Origin of the sequence: Porphyromonas gulae (assembly GCF_000765945.1) — a bacterium.
GTDB classification, from domain to species: Bacteria; Bacteroidota; Bacteroidia; order Bacteroidales; family Porphyromonadaceae; genus Porphyromonas; species Porphyromonas gulae.
Genome location: NZ_JRAT01000031.1, coordinates 26,220 through 42,307, shown reverse-complemented (window position 1 = coordinate 42,307; position 16,088 = coordinate 26,220). Strand labels below are relative to the sequence as shown.

The window sequence follows — 16,088 nt, the reverse complement described above, 5'->3', positions numbered from 1 at the left end:
TGATATGTTAAAGTGATGAATGAATAATTCTGTTGTGGAGTATTCTTGCAAGGGTATGGAGGCAGAAGGACAGCACTTGACGATATGCCGGCGCATCTTGTCCGCATACAATGTCCTTTCTGTTTGCCTCCTCGGAGATACCTTCCTCCGAAAGTATCGTATGCAATATGTTTTCGGCTGTGCAGGTCATGCTCTTGTCCGAGATGATTTGCCAGCGGTTTTGGTCGCACAAATGAGCAATGGCAGCCACTGCGGCTACCAGACGGTTGTCTCGATCGATACCGCCGATTCCTGCTTCTACAACCTCTTTTTTCAGATGTGGATACAGGCGCAGGCATTCGGAGACGATCGCTTCTCTCGTTATTCCGTAGCGTTTGGTCTGCCATTCGATCGAAGCCTGACGTGTAGGGGTCATCTTTGTCTGTCGGGATAAGGCTTCCGTAATAGCCTCTTTCACGCTTTGGCCTATCATTTCGCCCAAAAGCACGTGTTTGCCACTATTCTGAAGCACTATCTCCGACTCCTTATTGCAGATGGCTATCAGCGAATCCGTTCCTGAGCCGGTGGCCAAATCTTCGGAATACATGCTGTTTGCCATCAGTTCCTGCAGGGCTGCCGATTTCGCTTCGGTGGCGGTGACGAGGGCGCGTGTTAGTGTTCCTGCATCCAATGAGGCGTCGATGAACAGGAATACGTTGATGGTACCCGGCTTAATCAGGTCTGTTTGGGTAAATTCGTTGTATGCGGCAGGTTCTCCTGCGCGTCCCCCATTTACATCTATACCTGCCGTGGCAACCGCCATGACCGTTACTCCGTGGTATTGGCGGGAGGAGGTTGCCGTATTTTCGATCAGGGCAGCAGTACCCATGCCCGTTGTTTTGTCAAGAGGCAGACCCAATTCTTCCGCTAAGGCGGCGTAGTGTTCGGTCAGGGTCTTTCCTCGCATCCCGACAGAGCGTTTGGCTATTACGTCGGGATCCCTCCCGCAACTGTTGTTGAAGGCGTAGCGGAGGTCTTCTCGGTAGCCGCCGTTGAGATTGCAGGTGCTCACGACTCCTCTGCGTCCTGCGAAGCGAACGATCATACTTTCTTTCAAGTGGTAAAGAGGATCGCCCATAGGACTAAAAAACAGAGGCGTTTCTTTGTCGAAATCTATCGTAGGGTTTTGCATATAATTGTTTGTTTCACAAGCATTCATTCGTGGTGAGCGTGCAGCGTTTGTAGCAAGGAGCCGATGGAGTCGAAGCTTTTCGAGGAATCGCCCTCCTGCAGAATCCAGCAGCCCTCTCCCACGGTGATTTTGCGACTGGAGGCATCTGCAGATTCCACATAGCCATTCCGGTGCAAAGCGCTCAGTGTCCATTTGTAGGCAGCACCCTGTCCTTCTACAGAAACAGGTGTAGCCGTTTTATGTTTGACGGAGAAGGCTCCGCTGTCTATATTGAAGGAAAGAGTTTCGTTGCCGAATACTTTTTCAAAACAGTGGTTCAGTACCAAATCCTCCGGTGCCCCACGACAAATCTCCCCTTGGCTGTTCATCAGCCATACCGTGTCCGCCCATTGCAGGGCCAGATCCATTTCGTGGGTAGAAACGAGGATACTCTTGTTCGTTTTGCGTGCCAATTCGCGCAGCATGATGATCACCTCCAGACGGCTTGGCAGATCGAGGTGTGCCGTAGGTTCGTCAAGAAGCATCACGGGAGTCTGTTGGGCTAAAGCGCGGGCTATCATTACACGCTGTTTTTCTCCATCGCTTAGTTCCCCGTATTGGCGCGACTCGAATCCCATCAGTCGGCATGCTATGAGCGATTCATTCACAATCTCCTTGTCCTTTGCGGTCAGGCTACCCCGATAATTGACGTAGGGATAGCGTCCGATGACGACAATATCCCGAACAGTCAGATTCGTCGCTGCTATTTTGTCGGTCAGTACCAGACTGAGCATCTTGGCTTTCTCTCTCATGCGGAGACCGTGTATGTCGCGTCCTGCAATGGTGATATTCCCCGAAATAGGCGGCAGTAATCCTGCGATGGTGTGCATGAGCGTGGATTTGCCGCAGCCGTTCGGACCCATCAGCATTACCAGTTCGCCATTAAGCATGGAAAGGTCGATTAGCTTCGATACGATGCGCTCCGTTTTCTTGCTTCGGTATCCGGTAGATAGTCCCGTCAGGGTCACATTGTCGGTATGGATCATCGCCTGTTCAGTTGAAGATTAAACGCTTTTTGCGGTTGCGAGCGATCGTCATGATTACTACGGGAGCACCAATCATCGAGGTGATGGCGTTGATCGGCAATACAAAGCCTTTGCCCGGTACCTGCGTGATCATGTCGCACACGAGCATCAGCAGAGCACCGCACAGCATGGTGCCGGGGAGCAGTATGCGGTAGTCCGAACTTTTGAATAGGATGCGTGAGAAGTGAGGTACGGCTATCCCCAAAAAGGCAATAGGGCCTGTAAAAGCCGTAATCGTTCCGGTAATGATACTCGTGATGCCGATCAGAATAATTCGCTCTCGCTCCACGTGGATACCTACGCTACGAGCATAGTTCTCTCCTATGTTGAGCGCATTCATATACTTGGGCATCAGCATGGACAGGAAGAGACCGCCCGAAACGATGGGGATCATCAGGGATAGCTGTCGCCATGTCGTGCCGGCCACGCTGCCGAAAGACCAGATCAGATACCCTTTGAGCATTTCATTGTCGGAAAAGAACTGGAGAATGGATATAAACGAACTGGCCAAAAAGCCGACCATTACTCCGACAATCAGCACCGAGACCATATCTCTGAGCCACGCTGCTACAGCCGAGATGAGTAGAAGTACCAGCATGGAACCTATGCAGGCTGCCGTGGCTACGCCCCATGTGTCAGCCGAGCCGGAGTACAGACTGAGGCCCGGAATGATAGCGAACGACATGATATACAGAGCCACGCCAAGGCCTGCTCCGCTGTTGATCCCCAGAATGGAGGTGTCGGCCAGGGGATTGCGGAAGAGACTCTGCATTTGCAGACCTGCGATGGATATGCCGGCACCGGCAAAGAGAGCGGTCAGAGCCTTCGGCAGACGGAAATTGCGAATGACATAGTCATTGGTCGTTTGCATATCCGATCCGTTGGTCAGAGCTTGCAGCACGTCGGCCGGCGATATATCCAGACTGCCCCATATGAGGTCGGCCACGAAAGCCACGGCAGTCAGTAGAAAGAGTGTGCCGAATATCAATGAGGACCGCGTCATGGCCTTTTCAGTTCTATCCAGTATGAAGTCTCGTACTCGGGCAGAAGCTCCGGCCGAGTGATTTTGATGATGTCTTTGAGCAAAAGATCGGGACGATACAGTCCACTCTCCCAGTAGTCATTGCCCCCATTCTCGTTCACGCGCTTGCGGTCGATGTAGACCTTGCCGGTTTGGGTGGCATCGAAATGTCGGTAGCGTTCGTTCAGAGCGAGAAATTCATCTATTGTCTTGATGTTTCCCATCATCGTACATATCCAGATTCCGGCGTGACGATGGCGACTGAAAATATACTCGAAACTGCACGGCTGGCTACTGACTTTGCCGGCTGCATAGTCGAAAGATACTCGTGCATCTCTGAACATGGCTGTACTGTAGCTGTACTCTCCGGGCAGATACCAAGTCCCACTATAATCCTGCCCGTACATGATGGCAATGGTGTCGGTCTTATCTGCTACCAATTTGCGAGCATCCGCATACTCCGATTCTATCTGTTCGAAAACCTCATGAGCACGACGGTTGCAGCCGAGGAGCATCGCCGTCAGCTTCATCCATTCGGCACGGCCGAGCAGATCCCGCTCTTTCCATTCGTTGTATAATACGGTGTTGATGCCCGATGCGATCAGCTCTTCGTCCTTGTCTGAGATGTGGAATAAATCCTGCAGGAGGATCTCCGGGCGGAGTCCGGCTATCTGCTCTATATTTTTGGTCATACCGGTGCCGATCTCCTGTACATAGCCTTTCTTTACGCGGCTGCGGATGTCGGCGTTGCAAATGTTTTTCAGGTTGATGCAACCCACCAGTTTGTCTATCTGATCGAGTAGGGGAAGCGAGCCTATTTGTGTCGTGGACAGACACGCTATACTGCGTGCCGGTACGGGGATATAGAGGGCCTTGGGATGTCTTGTCGCAGGACGTTTGCCGTCACGGGGATAAAGGATATAGACGGCCATCGTGTCGGACTTGTCCGGATGGAATATATAGATGGTTTTGTAGCCGGTATGATTGACGGCCTGTATGCCTTTGGCATATTCGAATCTGACAGGGAAATTAAAATCGGCCGTGTCTATCGACACTGTTTCTGCTCGGGATCCTCTTCCTCGTGAAGAGCCGTTGCAGGAGTATAGGGCGAAGGCGATAAACGCATAGATGAGCCATCCGAACCTCTTGGACATAGCTGAATCGTTAGTCTGATTCGAGACGAATAAAACGGATTCTCAGACTATGCCATACCCTTGCGGAAGCAACTGCCCGATGTGAATCAATCCTCTTCGACCCGAAAGAATTAATACTGTATGATACCGGCCCCAAAAAATGGCAGCATCCTTTCGCCATGTACGGCAGGTCTTCCGACTCGGCCTAAATCGCTACGCCTTCCCGCGCCGGCGCGCAGTGGCATCGTTCTGTAGCGACAGGTACGACCATACGGCTACGGGGATAGTTTTGGCTTTGCACCAAATTCCCTTTTAATCATTCGGCAGACTTCCCGACAGACGGGAAAGTCCGCTTTGTGAACCGTACATATGCGGATCGGCTTTCAATGATAAGTCATGCCGGGAGGCATCGGCTTACCGTCTTCTATGAATCCAATCTGACACAAAGATACTGACAGACTGTGACATTACCAATAGTGTCGCCCGGGACGCTCCGGGGGCATGCGCAGGCTGCTATGATCGCCGGCCAACTCTCTTTTGAAAAAACTCCCACGTTCGGCGAGGCATAGCCGCGGAGATTGCTCAACCTTTTTGCACACCAAAATTTTCTTTTCCCACGTTCCGAAAAACGTGGTTCGTAAACTTTTTCACTTTGGTTCGGGAAGTGAAAATTTTACGCGTGGGATCGAAATTTTTTTGGCGCGACTTTTCCGGAATTTGCGCACCACGATTTGCGCTTTTCTCGTTCGGCAATTTTGTCGGCATCCCCATGCGGACGAATTCTCTCGAACGACTCTAAAGGGGATATGCAGCTGACAACTCTGCATACAAACATAATTGCGACAGATGATATACCTTTGGCCGATCGAAGAATAGAAGCCCGTACAGCAATGAACAAGACTATCGGTGTGGTAGTAGCCATGGAGAAAGAGTTTCGCCTGCTACCGGACATCCTCGAAAATAAGGAAGAAATACGGGATCCGGTTTTCCGTGCCGTCGTCGGAATTGTCGGAGGACACCGCGTTATATATGCCCTGAGCGGAATAGGGAAGGTGGCTGCTGCTGTCTGTGCCGGAGAACTGATCCACCGCTATCGTCCCGACTACCTCATCAATATAGGCGTGAGCGGAGGATTGGGGCAGAATGTGGCTGTCCATGATACGGTAGTATCCACGGCTGTGTGCTATCACGATGTGTCGTGCGGAGCCGATGTCGCTTGGGGGCAGGTGCAGGGCTTTCCCCTGTATTATCCCGTTTCGGAGGGCCTTCTCGCTCTTTTTCGTTCGCTTCCGGTACCTGTCCGAGAAGGTGTGGTCTGCTGTGGCGATCGTTTCCTGTCGTCATCGGAGGAGCAGGACTTTGTCCGTCGTACTTTTCCCGATGCCATTGCCGTGGATATGGAGTCTGCAGCGCTGGCTCAGGCTGCGTATATATACAGAGTCCCGTTCATCGCCGTGCGTATTATCAGCGATATTGCCGGCGAAGGTCGGGATAACTTCGCGGAGTATATGGACTTCTGGTGCAAGGCTTCTCCGGCTACCTTTTCTATTCTCGAAAGAGTATTTAGTGCAATGTAGAAATCAGACAATCCCGATATGGAGATGGAAAAAATACCCAGTTTTCAGTTAGATCATATTCGTCTCAAACGAGGCATATATGTCTCTCGCAAGGACTATGTGGGAGGAGAGGTGGTTACGACTTTCGATATTCGAATGAAAGAGCCCAATCGCGAACCGGTGCTTGGAGCACCCGAACTGCATACGATCGAACATTTGGCCGCAACTTATCTGCGCAATCATCCGCTCTATAAGGACCGGATCGTTTTCTGGGGGCCGATGGGTTGCCTTACAGGCAATTACTTTCTGATGCGAGGTGATTATGTGTCGAAGGATATACTGCCCCTTATGCAAGAGACTTTCCGCTTCATCAGAGACTTCGAGGGAGAAGTGCCGGGTACGGAGCCACGCGACTGTGGCAACTGCCTGCTGCACAACCTGCCAATGGCCAAATATGAGGCCGAGAAATACCTGCGTGAGGTGCTCGATGTGGCGACGGAGGAGAACCTGAACTACCCCGACTGACGATTGCCGGACTGTGCATGGGGCTTACAGTCCGCTCTGCTTCCTACACCTGCTCTCCCCCGCGCTGCTCCTCTTGCTTCCTGCGATGGCATGGGCTCGGGGAAAAAGACTATTTTTGTTTTCCGTAATCAGAGGAATAGCCCATGACATTCGATCTCCAATATACATGTGCCGACTGCGAAGCGCGTGCCGGTCTGTTGACTACAGACCATGGCGCTATAGAGACTCCCATCTTCATGCCGGTAGGCACGGTCGGGAGCGTGAAGGCCGTGCACATGCACGAGTTGGAAGAGGATATTCGGGCTCAGATCATACTCGGCAATACTTATCACCTCTATCTCCGTCCCGGACTGGATGTGCTCAGGCGTGCCGGAGGCTTGCATAAGTTCAATAGCTGGGAGCGGCCTTTGCTCACGGATAGCGGAGGTTTTCAGGTATTCTCTTTGGCGGAGAATCGGAAGATCACAGAGGAGGGTGCCACCTTCCGTTCCCATATAGACGGCTCCAAGCACCTTTTTTCACCCGAAAGGGTCATGGACATCCAGCGCGTTATCGGAGCGGACATCATCATGGCTTTCGATGAATGTTGCCCCGGTGATGCCGACCGCGAATATGCACGTCGCTCGATGCTCCTGACCGGACGCTGGTTGGAACGTTGCCTGCGCAGAATGCGTGAGACAGAGCCTCTCTATGGATATGAGCAGCAGCTATTCCCCATCGTACAGGGATGCGTCTATCCCGATCTGCGCCGCCAATCGGCCGAGATGGTGGCTGCCGTCGGTGCTGCCGGAAATGCCATCGGAGGATTGGCCGTGGGAGAGCCGACGGAAAAGATGTACGAGATGATCGAACTGACCAACGGAATCCTCCCCAAGGATCGTCCGCGCTACCTCATGGGGGTAGGTACTCCGATCAATATATTGGAAGCGATAGACCGCGGTGTGGACATGTTCGACTGCATCATGCCTACGCGCAACGGCCGTAACGGGCAGCTCTTCACTTGGCAGGGTACCATCAATATCCGCAATGCCAAATGGGCGGACGACTACTCGCCGCTCGATCCTGACGGTACATCGTACGTGGACAGCCGCTACAGCAAGGCTTATCTGCATCACTTGATCCATGCACAGGAGATTCTCGGTCTGCAAATCGCCTCTATTCACAACCTCGCCTTCTATCTCGAGCTGGTTCGGCAAGCGCGTAAGCATATTCAGATCGGCGACTATCGCACTTGGAAAACGGCTATGGTGCGACAGCTTGACAACAGGCTGTAGCTTATCATCGTGTCTCATGAAGAGGTTGAACAGGTTAGATAAGTATTTGATCAAGCAGTTTTTGGGGACGTTCGTCTTCTCCATCATCTTGATCATATCCGTTTCGGTCGTCTTCGACATCAATGAGAAGATCGACGACTTTATGAAGCCGGAGGTCAGCCTGCACAGTATCATATTCGATTACTACTTCAACTTCGTTCCCTACTACGCCAATCTTTTCAGCCCGCTCTTCGTCTTCATATCGGTGATATTCTTTACGTCGAAGCTGGCGGAGAAATCCGAGATCATCGCGATGCTTTCGGCCGGAGTCAGTTTCAAGCGGCTGATGGTGCCCTATATGTTGTCGGCAACGGTGATTGCCGTACTGACTTTCCTGCTCAATAGTTTCGTTATCCCACCGGGCAATGCTACACGAATTGACTTTCAGAACAAATACATCAAGAACAAGAAGGTACAGTATGCCGAGAGCGTTCAGCTCGAAGTGAAGAAAGGGGTCTTTGCCTTTTTCGGATCGTACAGCGATGCCATGCAAACCGGCTATCAGTTCAGTCTGGAGGAGTTCAAGGACAAACAGCTCGTCTCCCGTCTGACAGCAGACAGGATTCAGTACGATTCGCTTTACAACTGGCGCATCTTTAACTACAGGATCAGGCACTTCGGCAAGTACAAGGAGACGGTCGAGAGTGGGAGCGAGATGGACACGGTCATTGCTGTACGCCCTGCCGACTTCCTCGTGGCAGAGGACGATGTGGAGACTATGACGACTACCGACCTGCATACCTATATATCGCATCAGAAGCAAAGGGGCGTGGGCAACGTCAAGCTCTTTGAGATAGAGCTGCACAAACGCTATGCAGCCATCTTCTCGGCCTTTATCCTCACCATTATCGGTGCTTCCCTCTCTTCACGCAAAGTAAAAGGGGGGATGGGGATCAATATCGCTATCGGTCTGGGGCTTAGCTTTGCCTATATCCTGTTTATGACCGTTGCCGGCACATTTGCCGTCAGCGGATCTTTGCCTCCGTTTATGGCAGCTTGGCTGCCTAACTTCGTGTTTACGGTCATTGCCGTTTTCCTTTATAAAAAAGCTCCGCGATAGACAGACTTCCGGATCTAACGATACCCACAGCTATGAAAGAGAAAATACAGAAGAATATCCTCATAAAGAACAAACGTGCCACTTTCGACTACGAGATTTTGGACGTTTACACGGCAGGTATTGTATTGGTCGGTACCGAGATCAAATCGCTCCGATTGGGCAAAGGTAGTCTGGTCGATACCTATTGCTACTTCCATCGGGGAGAGCTGTGGGTGAAGAATATGTACATAGCCGAATACTTCTATGGCACCTATAACAACCATGTGGCTCGCCGCGATCGCAAGCTCCTACTCAATCGCAAGGAGCTGCGCAAGCTCGAGGAGGCTTCCAAGAGTGTAGGTACGACCATAGTGCCGATCAAGCTCTTCATCAATGAGAGGGGATTGGCCAAGCTGCAGATCGGATTGGCACGAGGGAAAAAACAATATGACAAGCGTGCATCCATCAAAGAGCGCGATGATCGCCGTGAGATGGATCGTGCGATGAAACGCTAAGCAATAAACCATTTAAGAGAAGATATAATACGCTTTCTTATGAAAAGACCGGTAATAATTCTGCTACTTGGCATCGTAACCATGTGTGCCATGGCTCAGACGGGACGCAAACCCGTGGATTTGAAAGAAATAACGAGTGGAATGTTTTATGCTCGCAGTGCAGGGGGCGGGATACGCTCCATGCCGGACGGGGAACACTATACGGAGATGAATCGCGAACGAACGGCTATCGTCCGCTACAATTATGCCTCCGGCAAGGCCGTAGATACGCTTTTCAGTGTCGAACGAGCGCGCGAATGCCCGTTCAAACAAATACAGAACTACGAGGTAAGCAGCACTGGCCACCATATTCTGCTCTTTACGGATATGGAGAGTATCTACCGGCATTCGTATTGTGCTGCCGTCTACGACTATGATGTTCGCCGCAATTTGGTAAAACCTCTGAGCGAGCATGCGGGCAAAGTGATGATCCCTACATTCAGCCCCGATGGTCGGATGGTAGCATTCGTCAGAGGTAACAATATCTTCATCAAGAAATTCGATTTCGACACGGAAGTACAGGTTACTACCGATGGGCAGATCAATTCTATTCTCAACGGGGCAACGGATTGGGTGTACGAAGAAGAGTTCGGTGTAACCAATCTGATGAGCTGGAGTGCAGACAATGCTTTTCTGGCTTTTGTGCGCAGCGATGAGTCCGCCGTACCCGAATATCGAATGCCTATGTATGAGGACAAACTTTATCCCGAAGACTATGCCTATAAGTATCCCAAGGCAGGAGAGAAGAATAGTACCGTGTCCCTGCACCTCTATAATGTGGCGGATAGGAACACCAAGTTGGTAAGCCTGCCGATCGATGCGGATGGATATATTCCCCAAATCGCCTTTACAGACAATGCCGACGAGCTGGCTGTCATGACGCTCAATCGTTTGCAGAACGACTTCAAAATGTACTATGTGCATCCGAAGAGTCTTGTCGCCAAGCTGATACTACAGGATATGAACAAACGATATGTGGACAGCGATTGGATCCAAGCCTTGAAGTTTACGGCGGGAGGCGGATTTGCCTATGTGAGCGAAAAGGACGGGTTTGCCCATATCTATCTCTACGATAACAAGGGGGTAATGCGTCGCCAAATTACTTCGGGAAATTGGGATGTGACCAAACTGTATGGAGTGGATGCTTCGGGAACGGTCTTCTACCAGTCGGCGGAAGAAAGTCCCATCCGTCGGGCTGTCTATGCCGTAGATGCCAAAGGTAAGAAAACGAAGCTCAGTCCGAACATCGGCACGAATGATGCCCTCTTCAGTGGCAACTATGCATACTATATAAATACGTATAGCAGTGCTGCTACCCCGACCGTGGTTTCGGTATTCAGAAGCAAAGGTGCCAAAGAGCTGCGTACACTGGAGGATAACGTTGCTCTCCGTGAACGGCTGAAAGCCTATCGTTACAACCCGAAGGAGTTTACCACTATCAAAACCGAATCGGGACTTGAACTGAATGCCTGGATCGTGAAACCTCTTGATTTCGATCCCTCTCGCCGGTATCCCGTCCTGATGGTACAGTATAGTGGCCCCAACTCCCAGCAGGTATTGGATCGCTATTCATTCGATTGGGAGCACTACCTTGCATCGAAAGGCTATATCGTGGCTTGTGTGGACGGGCGTGGTACCGGTGCTCGTGGCGAAGAATGGCGCAAGTGTACCTACATGCAGCTTGGGGTATTCGAAAGTGATGATCAGATAGCAGCGGCCACTGCTATAGGACAACTGCCCTATGTGGATGCAACTCGCATCGGTATATGGGGATGGAGCTATGGCGGTTATATGACCCTGATGAGTATGTGTAGAGGAAATGGAACGTTCAAGGCGGGCATAGCCGTCGCTCCTGTAGCTGATTGGCGTTTCTACGATTCGGTTTATACCGAACGCTTCATGCGTACGCCCAAGGAGAATGCCTCCGGATACAAAAAGTCTTCTGCTCTTGATGTGGCAAGCCAACTGCAAGGAAACCTCTTGATCGTAAGCGGATCGGCGGACGACAATGTTCATCTTCAGAACACGATGCTTTTTACAGAGGCACTGGTTCAGGCCAATATCCCCTTCGACATGGCGATCTATATGGACAAGAATCATAGTATATACGGAGGGAATACTCGCTATCATCTCTTTACTCGCAAGGCAAAGTTTTTGTTCGACAATCTTTAATAATAGTATCTCAGTAGCTGTAATGGGATGAGTGCCGAATGTGGCGAACGGGATGACCTTGTTGGCTTGTTCCATTCGACATCCATCTCTAATAGCTCTTTGCTGAAAAAACTATGGCCCAACACGTCAAGAAACCCGAATGGTTGAAAATTCGTCTCGCAGGGAATGAGAAGTTTACCGAGACCAAAAGCATTGTCGAGGGACATTGTCTGCACACTATCTGTACGAGCGGCAAATGTCCTAATATGGGAGAGTGCTGGAGTAGGGGTACTGCTACCTTTATGATCGGTGGCGATATTTGTACGCGTGCCTGTCGATTTTGCAACACTTTGACGGGACGTCCCAAACCGCTGAATGAAGCAGAACCTACCCACGTCGCATTGAGTATCAAGCTGATGGGGCTTAACCATGCAGTGGTGACAAGCGTTGACCGCGATGATTTGCCGGATTATGGTGCCGCACACTGGGTTAAGACTATTCAGGAAATCAGGCGGATCAATCCTGGGGTAACGCTCGAAGTCTTGATTCCCGATTTCAAAGGACAAATGGATTTGGTGGATATGATTATCGAGGCCGGTCCGGATGTCATCTCACATAATCTGGAGACGGTACGCCGGCTTACGCCATCGGTACGCAGTGTGGCCACTTACGATACAAGCCTTGCCGTACTTCGTCACATAGCTCAGTCCGGAAAAATGCCTGCAAAAACAGGAATGATGCTCGGCTTGGGCGAGACTGAAGAAGAAATACTGAAATTGATGGATGATGCTCTTGCAGTGGGAGTATCAGTTATTACTATAGGACAGTATCTGCAACCGTCGAGAAAGAATCTTCCTGTGGTGGAATACATCACGCCCGAACAGTTCGAGCATCTTCGGCTCGTGGGTATCGAAAAAGGCTTCCGTACGATAGAGAGTGCCCCGCTCGTTCGCAGTTCTTACCATGCCGAACGGCACTTATAGCGGATTCTGCGAAGTCGAAAATATGCCATTTCGATAGAAAAATGATATAGAGTTTAGCAGATATGAGAGAAATCTATCGAAAAGATATTGTTTCTGACTATTTTTTCTATATTTGCTGCCGACCTTTTCTAATGTAATCTGTTGCGCTTCAATAGCCTTGAAAGCGCGTAAACACAGAGAAGTTCTGTTTCGGTCAAGTATCGGACTGTGATTGATAGCATTAAGTTGTTTCTTTTAAAATAAAACTAACTCAAGCAGATGAAAAAGAATTTTAACAGGATCGTTTCGATCGTAGCGTTCTCCTCTTTGTTGGGAGGTATGGTCTTTGCACAGCCTGCAGAGCGTGGACGGAACCCGCAAGTGCGACTGCTCTCCGCTGAGCGGTCTATGTCCAAGGTTCAATTCCGTATGGACAATCTTCAGTTTACTGACGTTCAGACAGCCCAAGGAGTAGCTCAAGTGCCTACTTTCACTGAAGGCGTCAATATTTCAGAAAAAGGGATGCCCATACTGCCTATTCTTTCTCGTTCGCTCGCTGTTTCTGAAACGCGTGCGATGAAGGTAGAGGTGGTTTCTTCCAAATTCATCGAAAAGAAGAATGTACTGATCGCTCCTTCAAAAGGCGTTATCTCTCGCGCTGAAAATCCTGATCAAGTCCCCTACGTTTACGGACAGAGCTATAACGAAGACAAGTTCTTCCCGGGTGAAATCGCTACGCTTAGCGATCCTTTCATCTTGCGCGATGTGCGCGGTCAGGTAGTAAACTTTGCTCCACTCCAATATAACCCTGTGACAAAGACGCTCCGTATCTATACCGAAATCGTTGTGGCGGTGAGCGAAACTGCCGAAGCAGGCCAGAATGCGATTAGCTTGGTTAAGAACAGCACTTTCACAGGTTTCGAAGATATTTATAAGAGTGTCTTCATGAATTATGAAGCTACGCGCTATACTCCCGTTGAAGAAAAGGAGAATGGTCGTATGATCGTAATCGTACCTCAAAAATATAAAGATGACATCGAAGAGTTTGTTAAGTGGAAAGAGCAGCGTGGTTTGGAGACTGATGTAAAAGTCGCAGAAGAAATCGCTACTCCCATTACAGCAGAAGCTATTCAGAAGTTCGTTAAGGAAGAATATCAGAAGGAAGGCAATAATCTGACCTATGTTCTCTTGATTGGTGATCACAAAGATATTCCTGCAAAAATTCTCCCGGGAATCAAATCCGATCAGGTATATGGACAGATTGTAGGTAATGACCACTACAACGAGGTTTTCATCGGTCGTTTCTCTTGTGAGAGCAAAGAAGATCTGAAGACACAAATCGATCGGACTATTCACTATGAGCGTAATATAACAACTGAAGATAAATGGCTCGGTCAGGCTCTTTGTATTGCTTCGAATGAAGGTGCCGGAGGTCAAGGTGACAATGGCGAAAGTGACATACAACATCAAAATGTAATTGCCAATCTGCTTACCAAGTATGGCTATACCAAGATTATCAAATGTTACGATCCGGGGGTGACGCCCAAGCATATTATTGATGCTTTCAACGGAGGAATTTCATTGGCCAACTATACAGGGCACGGATCTGATACATTTTGGGTAACCTCTCATTTTGGAGTACAGCACATGAAGGATTTGACCAATTACAATCAGCTTCCTTTCATCTTTGATGTAGCATGTGTAAATGGTAACTTCTTGTTTAAGACTTGTTTTGCTGAAGCCCTTATGCGTGCGCAGAAAGATGGTAAACCCAAAGGTACTGTTGCTATTATCGCTTCTACGATCAACCAGTCTTGGGCATCTCCTATGCGTGGTCAGGACGAAATGAATAGTATCTTGTGCGAACAATATCCCTCTAATATCAAGCGTACTTTCGGTGGCGTTACGATGAACGGTATGTTTGCTATGGTTGAGAAGTACAAGAAGGATGGTGAGAATATGCTTGACACTTGGACCGTATTCGGTGACCCCTCACTGCTCGTTCGTACGCTTGTTCCGACCGAAATGCAGGTTACAGCTCCGGCCAACATCTCTCCATCTGCCCAGACATTCGAAGTAGCTTGCGACTATGATGGTGCTATCGCTACGCTCTCTGACGATGGCGATATGGTTGGTACTGCTAAGGTGAAAGATGGTAAGGCTATCATCAAAATAGATGAGGACATCTCTGACGAAACGAAACTGACCCTGACCGTAGTAGGATACAATAAGGTTACTGTGATAAAGGAAGTGAAAGTACAAGGTACATCTGTTGCCAACGTAGCCAATGACAAGCCTTATACTGTAGCTGTATCGGGTAAGACGATAACCGTTGAAAGCCCTGCTGCTGAGCTGACGATCTTCGATATGAACGGTCGTCGTGTGGCTGCTGCCAAGAATGGCATGGTATTCGAAGCACAAAATGGTGTTTATGCCGTTCGCATCGCTGCTGAAGGCAAGACATATACAGAAAAGGTTATTGTGAAGTAATTCACACAGCAATTCCCTAAAATAAATAGGGCTGTGCTGAAGAAACTATTCGGTACAGCCCTATTTGATTTATAGGTGTACACGCAAGAGGGGGGAGAAAGCAGGCGAGAAAAGAGTATGCTAAAGGAAGTAAATAGCGGCTCAAAACGATGTGGCTCCTTTATCTTATGCCAAGGTGCGTATGAGTCACGGGCCATACGCTTGAGATTATGTGCCATAGCCTCGTTTTAGGTAGAGATGTGGTTCTGTTATCAAGGAAATATATCCTGTTTGTGAGAGAAAGATTTTTTCTCGGCCGAGAAGAAATATTTTGCCGGCCGGCAAAATTTATGCTCAAAACAGAAATTCGCAAATCGTTATAATACAGCCATTTGTGTGGAGCCTTGTAGGAAGGTTTTTTCTACTTTGATGGCGATTCGTGGGCGAGCAGTGGAAAAGAAAATCGGTACCCATCGGGATACTGATCATTGCCAATCTCCAAACGAAATGGACGTAGCAGCAAGCTATAGGGCAGGGAAGTTTCTATAGTAGGAATGTGTGCAGAGACTGAGCAAGGGGAGGTCGGAAGGGCTATCGCCGTAGCCGTAGGAGATCGCATCCCGCCAGTGCGGCAGGGCGCGGTCCAACCTGCGGATTTTCTCCTTTCCCTTGCAGTTATTGCCTTCGAATCGACCTGTCAGAATGCCGGATTTTATCTCCGGAAGGGTGGCAATGACGGTATGAAAGCCCATCTTTTCGGCCCACGGCTCCACACAAGGCAGAAGTGAAGCTGTCAGTAGCACTAGCCGATGTCCTTCGTTGCGATGCCATTCCAAACAGCGAAGAGCTTCGGGACGAAGAAGGCTTTCGATCGCAGCTACGAATCGCTGCCCCATTGCTCGACATTCTGCATCCTTTTTTCCTTTCAAGACCGTGACAAGGATGGCCGCTTTTGTCCGGTCGGCCGAGGCCAGCCGAAGTTTGTAGCACATCCACATGGCGAGATAGAAAGGCAGCCTGATCCAAAAGAGAATAGTCGGCTGGGATTGCCGTAGAAAGGGAAGTAGGGAATCGCAACGGGTCAGTGTCCCGTCGAAATCGAATATGGCTATGGGGCTATCGGGCATAAG

The 16,088-nt window shown here is 49.7% G+C and carries 13 protein-coding genes and 1 riboswitch; of the genes, 8 read left to right on the top strand and 5 right to left on the bottom strand.

Going from position 1 to position 16,088, the window contains the following annotated elements; genetic code table 11:
- Positions 1-7: 7 nt before the first annotated feature.
- The 4 genes from HQ49_RS10145 to HQ49_RS10130 are packed head-to-tail and all read right to left on the bottom strand — an operon-like array spanning position 8 to position 4,410.
- Complete coding sequence (locus tag HQ49_RS10145; protein ID WP_039419772.1) at positions 8-1,171, bottom strand: adenosylcobinamide amidohydrolase; 1,164 nt, start codon at positions 1,169-1,171, stop codon at positions 8-10.
- A gap of 23 nt (positions 1,172-1,194) precedes the next feature.
- Complete coding sequence (locus HQ49_RS10140; protein WP_039419757.1) at positions 1,195-2,196, bottom strand: ABC transporter ATP-binding protein; 1,002 nt, start codon at positions 2,194-2,196, stop codon at positions 1,195-1,197.
- A gap of 7 nt (positions 2,197-2,203) precedes the next feature.
- Positions 2,204-3,238, bottom strand: a complete 1,035-nt coding sequence (locus HQ49_RS10135; protein ID WP_039419756.1) for a FecCD family ABC transporter permease — start codon at positions 3,236-3,238, stop codon at positions 2,204-2,206.
- On the bottom strand, positions 3,235-4,410 hold the full coding sequence (locus HQ49_RS10130; RefSeq protein ID WP_039419755.1) for an ABC transporter substrate-binding protein: 1,176 nt from the start codon (positions 4,408-4,410) through the stop codon (positions 3,235-3,237). Before HQ49_RS10130 ends, HQ49_RS10135 begins: the two co-directional genes overlap by 4 nt.
- A 158-nt stretch (positions 4,411-4,568) precedes the next feature.
- Positions 4,569-4,757, bottom strand: a riboswitch (cobalamin riboswitch).
- A gap of 522 nt (positions 4,758-5,279) precedes the next feature.
- Here HQ49_RS10130 and HQ49_RS10120 point away from each other — a divergent pair.
- From HQ49_RS10120 to HQ49_RS10085, 8 genes are all read left to right on the top strand, one after another.
- On the top strand, positions 5,280-5,966 hold the full coding sequence (locus HQ49_RS10120; RefSeq protein ID WP_039419754.1) for a 5'-methylthioadenosine/adenosylhomocysteine nucleosidase: 687 nt from the start codon (positions 5,280-5,282) through the stop codon (positions 5,964-5,966).
- 24 nt (positions 5,967-5,990) lie between these two features.
- Positions 5,991-6,470: an S-ribosylhomocysteine lyase gene (locus HQ49_RS10115; RefSeq protein WP_026292177.1), complete on the top strand. Its 480-nt coding sequence runs from the start codon at positions 5,991-5,993 to the stop codon at positions 6,468-6,470.
- Positions 6,471-6,613: 143 nt separating this feature from the next.
- Positions 6,614-7,744 (top strand): tRNA guanosine(34) transglycosylase Tgt, encoded by a 1,131-nt coding sequence (tgt, locus tag HQ49_RS10110; protein WP_039419753.1) that lies wholly within the window; start codon positions 6,614-6,616, stop codon positions 7,742-7,744.
- A 16-nt stretch (positions 7,745-7,760) separates the two neighbouring features.
- Complete coding sequence (locus HQ49_RS10105) at positions 7,761-8,843, top strand: LptF/LptG family permease (protein WP_039419752.1); 1,083 nt, start codon at positions 7,761-7,763, stop codon at positions 8,841-8,843.
- Positions 8,844-8,875: 32 nt separating this feature from the next.
- On the top strand, positions 8,876-9,337 hold the full coding sequence (gene smpB / locus HQ49_RS10100) for an SsrA-binding protein SmpB (RefSeq protein WP_039419751.1): 462 nt from the start codon (positions 8,876-8,878) through the stop codon (positions 9,335-9,337).
- Between the two features lie 39 nt (positions 9,338-9,376).
- A complete protein-coding gene (locus tag HQ49_RS10095; RefSeq protein WP_039419750.1) occupies positions 9,377-11,548 on the top strand; it encodes a S9 family peptidase in 2,172 nt (723 codons plus the stop codon).
- A 113-nt stretch (positions 11,549-11,661) separates the two neighbouring features.
- Positions 11,662-12,510: a lipoyl synthase gene (lipA, locus tag HQ49_RS10090; protein ID WP_018965023.1), complete on the top strand. Its 849-nt coding sequence runs from the start codon at positions 11,662-11,664 to the stop codon at positions 12,508-12,510.
- 258 nt (positions 12,511-12,768) lie between these two features.
- Complete coding sequence (locus HQ49_RS10085; protein WP_039419749.1) at positions 12,769-14,979, top strand: C25 family peptidase propeptide domain-containing protein; 2,211 nt, start codon at positions 12,769-12,771, stop codon at positions 14,977-14,979.
- A gap of 503 nt (positions 14,980-15,482) precedes the next feature.
- On the opposite strand, the gene HQ49_RS10080 is transcribed toward HQ49_RS10085, so the two are convergent.
- Complete coding sequence (locus tag HQ49_RS10080) at positions 15,483-16,085, bottom strand: HAD-IB family hydrolase (protein WP_039419748.1); 603 nt, start codon at positions 16,083-16,085, stop codon at positions 15,483-15,485.
- Positions 16,086-16,088: the final 3 nt, after the last annotated feature.

Bases quoted from the DNA above. Each gene is read 5' to 3' on its own strand.
- HQ49_RS10145 (WP_039419772.1), bottom strand. From the start codon at position 1,171: ATGCAAAACCCTACGATAGATTTCGACAAAGAAACGCCTCTGTTTTTT.
- HQ49_RS10140 (WP_039419757.1), bottom strand. From the start codon at position 2,196: ATGATCCATACCGACAATGTGACCCTGACGGGACTATCTACCGGATAC.
- HQ49_RS10135 (WP_039419756.1), bottom strand. From the start codon at position 3,238: ATGACGCGGTCCTCATTGATATTCGGCACACTCTTTCTACTGACTGCC.
- HQ49_RS10130 (WP_039419755.1), bottom strand. From the start codon at position 4,410: ATGTCCAAGAGGTTCGGATGGCTCATCTATGCGTTTATCGCCTTCGCC.
- HQ49_RS10120 (WP_039419754.1), top strand. From the start codon at position 5,280: ATGAACAAGACTATCGGTGTGGTAGTAGCCATGGAGAAAGAGTTTCGC.
- HQ49_RS10115 (WP_026292177.1), top strand. From the start codon at position 5,991: ATGGAAAAAATACCCAGTTTTCAGTTAGATCATATTCGTCTCAAACGA.
- tgt (WP_039419753.1), top strand. From the start codon at position 6,614: ATGACATTCGATCTCCAATATACATGTGCCGACTGCGAAGCGCGTGCC.
- HQ49_RS10105 (WP_039419752.1), top strand. From the start codon at position 7,761: ATGAAGAGGTTGAACAGGTTAGATAAGTATTTGATCAAGCAGTTTTTG.
- smpB (WP_039419751.1), top strand. From the start codon at position 8,876: ATGAAAGAGAAAATACAGAAGAATATCCTCATAAAGAACAAACGTGCC.
- HQ49_RS10095 (WP_039419750.1), top strand. From the start codon at position 9,377: ATGAAAAGACCGGTAATAATTCTGCTACTTGGCATCGTAACCATGTGT.
- lipA (WP_018965023.1), top strand. From the start codon at position 11,662: ATGGCCCAACACGTCAAGAAACCCGAATGGTTGAAAATTCGTCTCGCA.
- HQ49_RS10085 (WP_039419749.1), top strand. From the start codon at position 12,769: ATGAAAAAGAATTTTAACAGGATCGTTTCGATCGTAGCGTTCTCCTCT.
- HQ49_RS10080 (WP_039419748.1), bottom strand. From the start codon at position 16,085: ATGCCCGATAGCCCCATAGCCATATTCGATTTCGACGGGACACTGACC.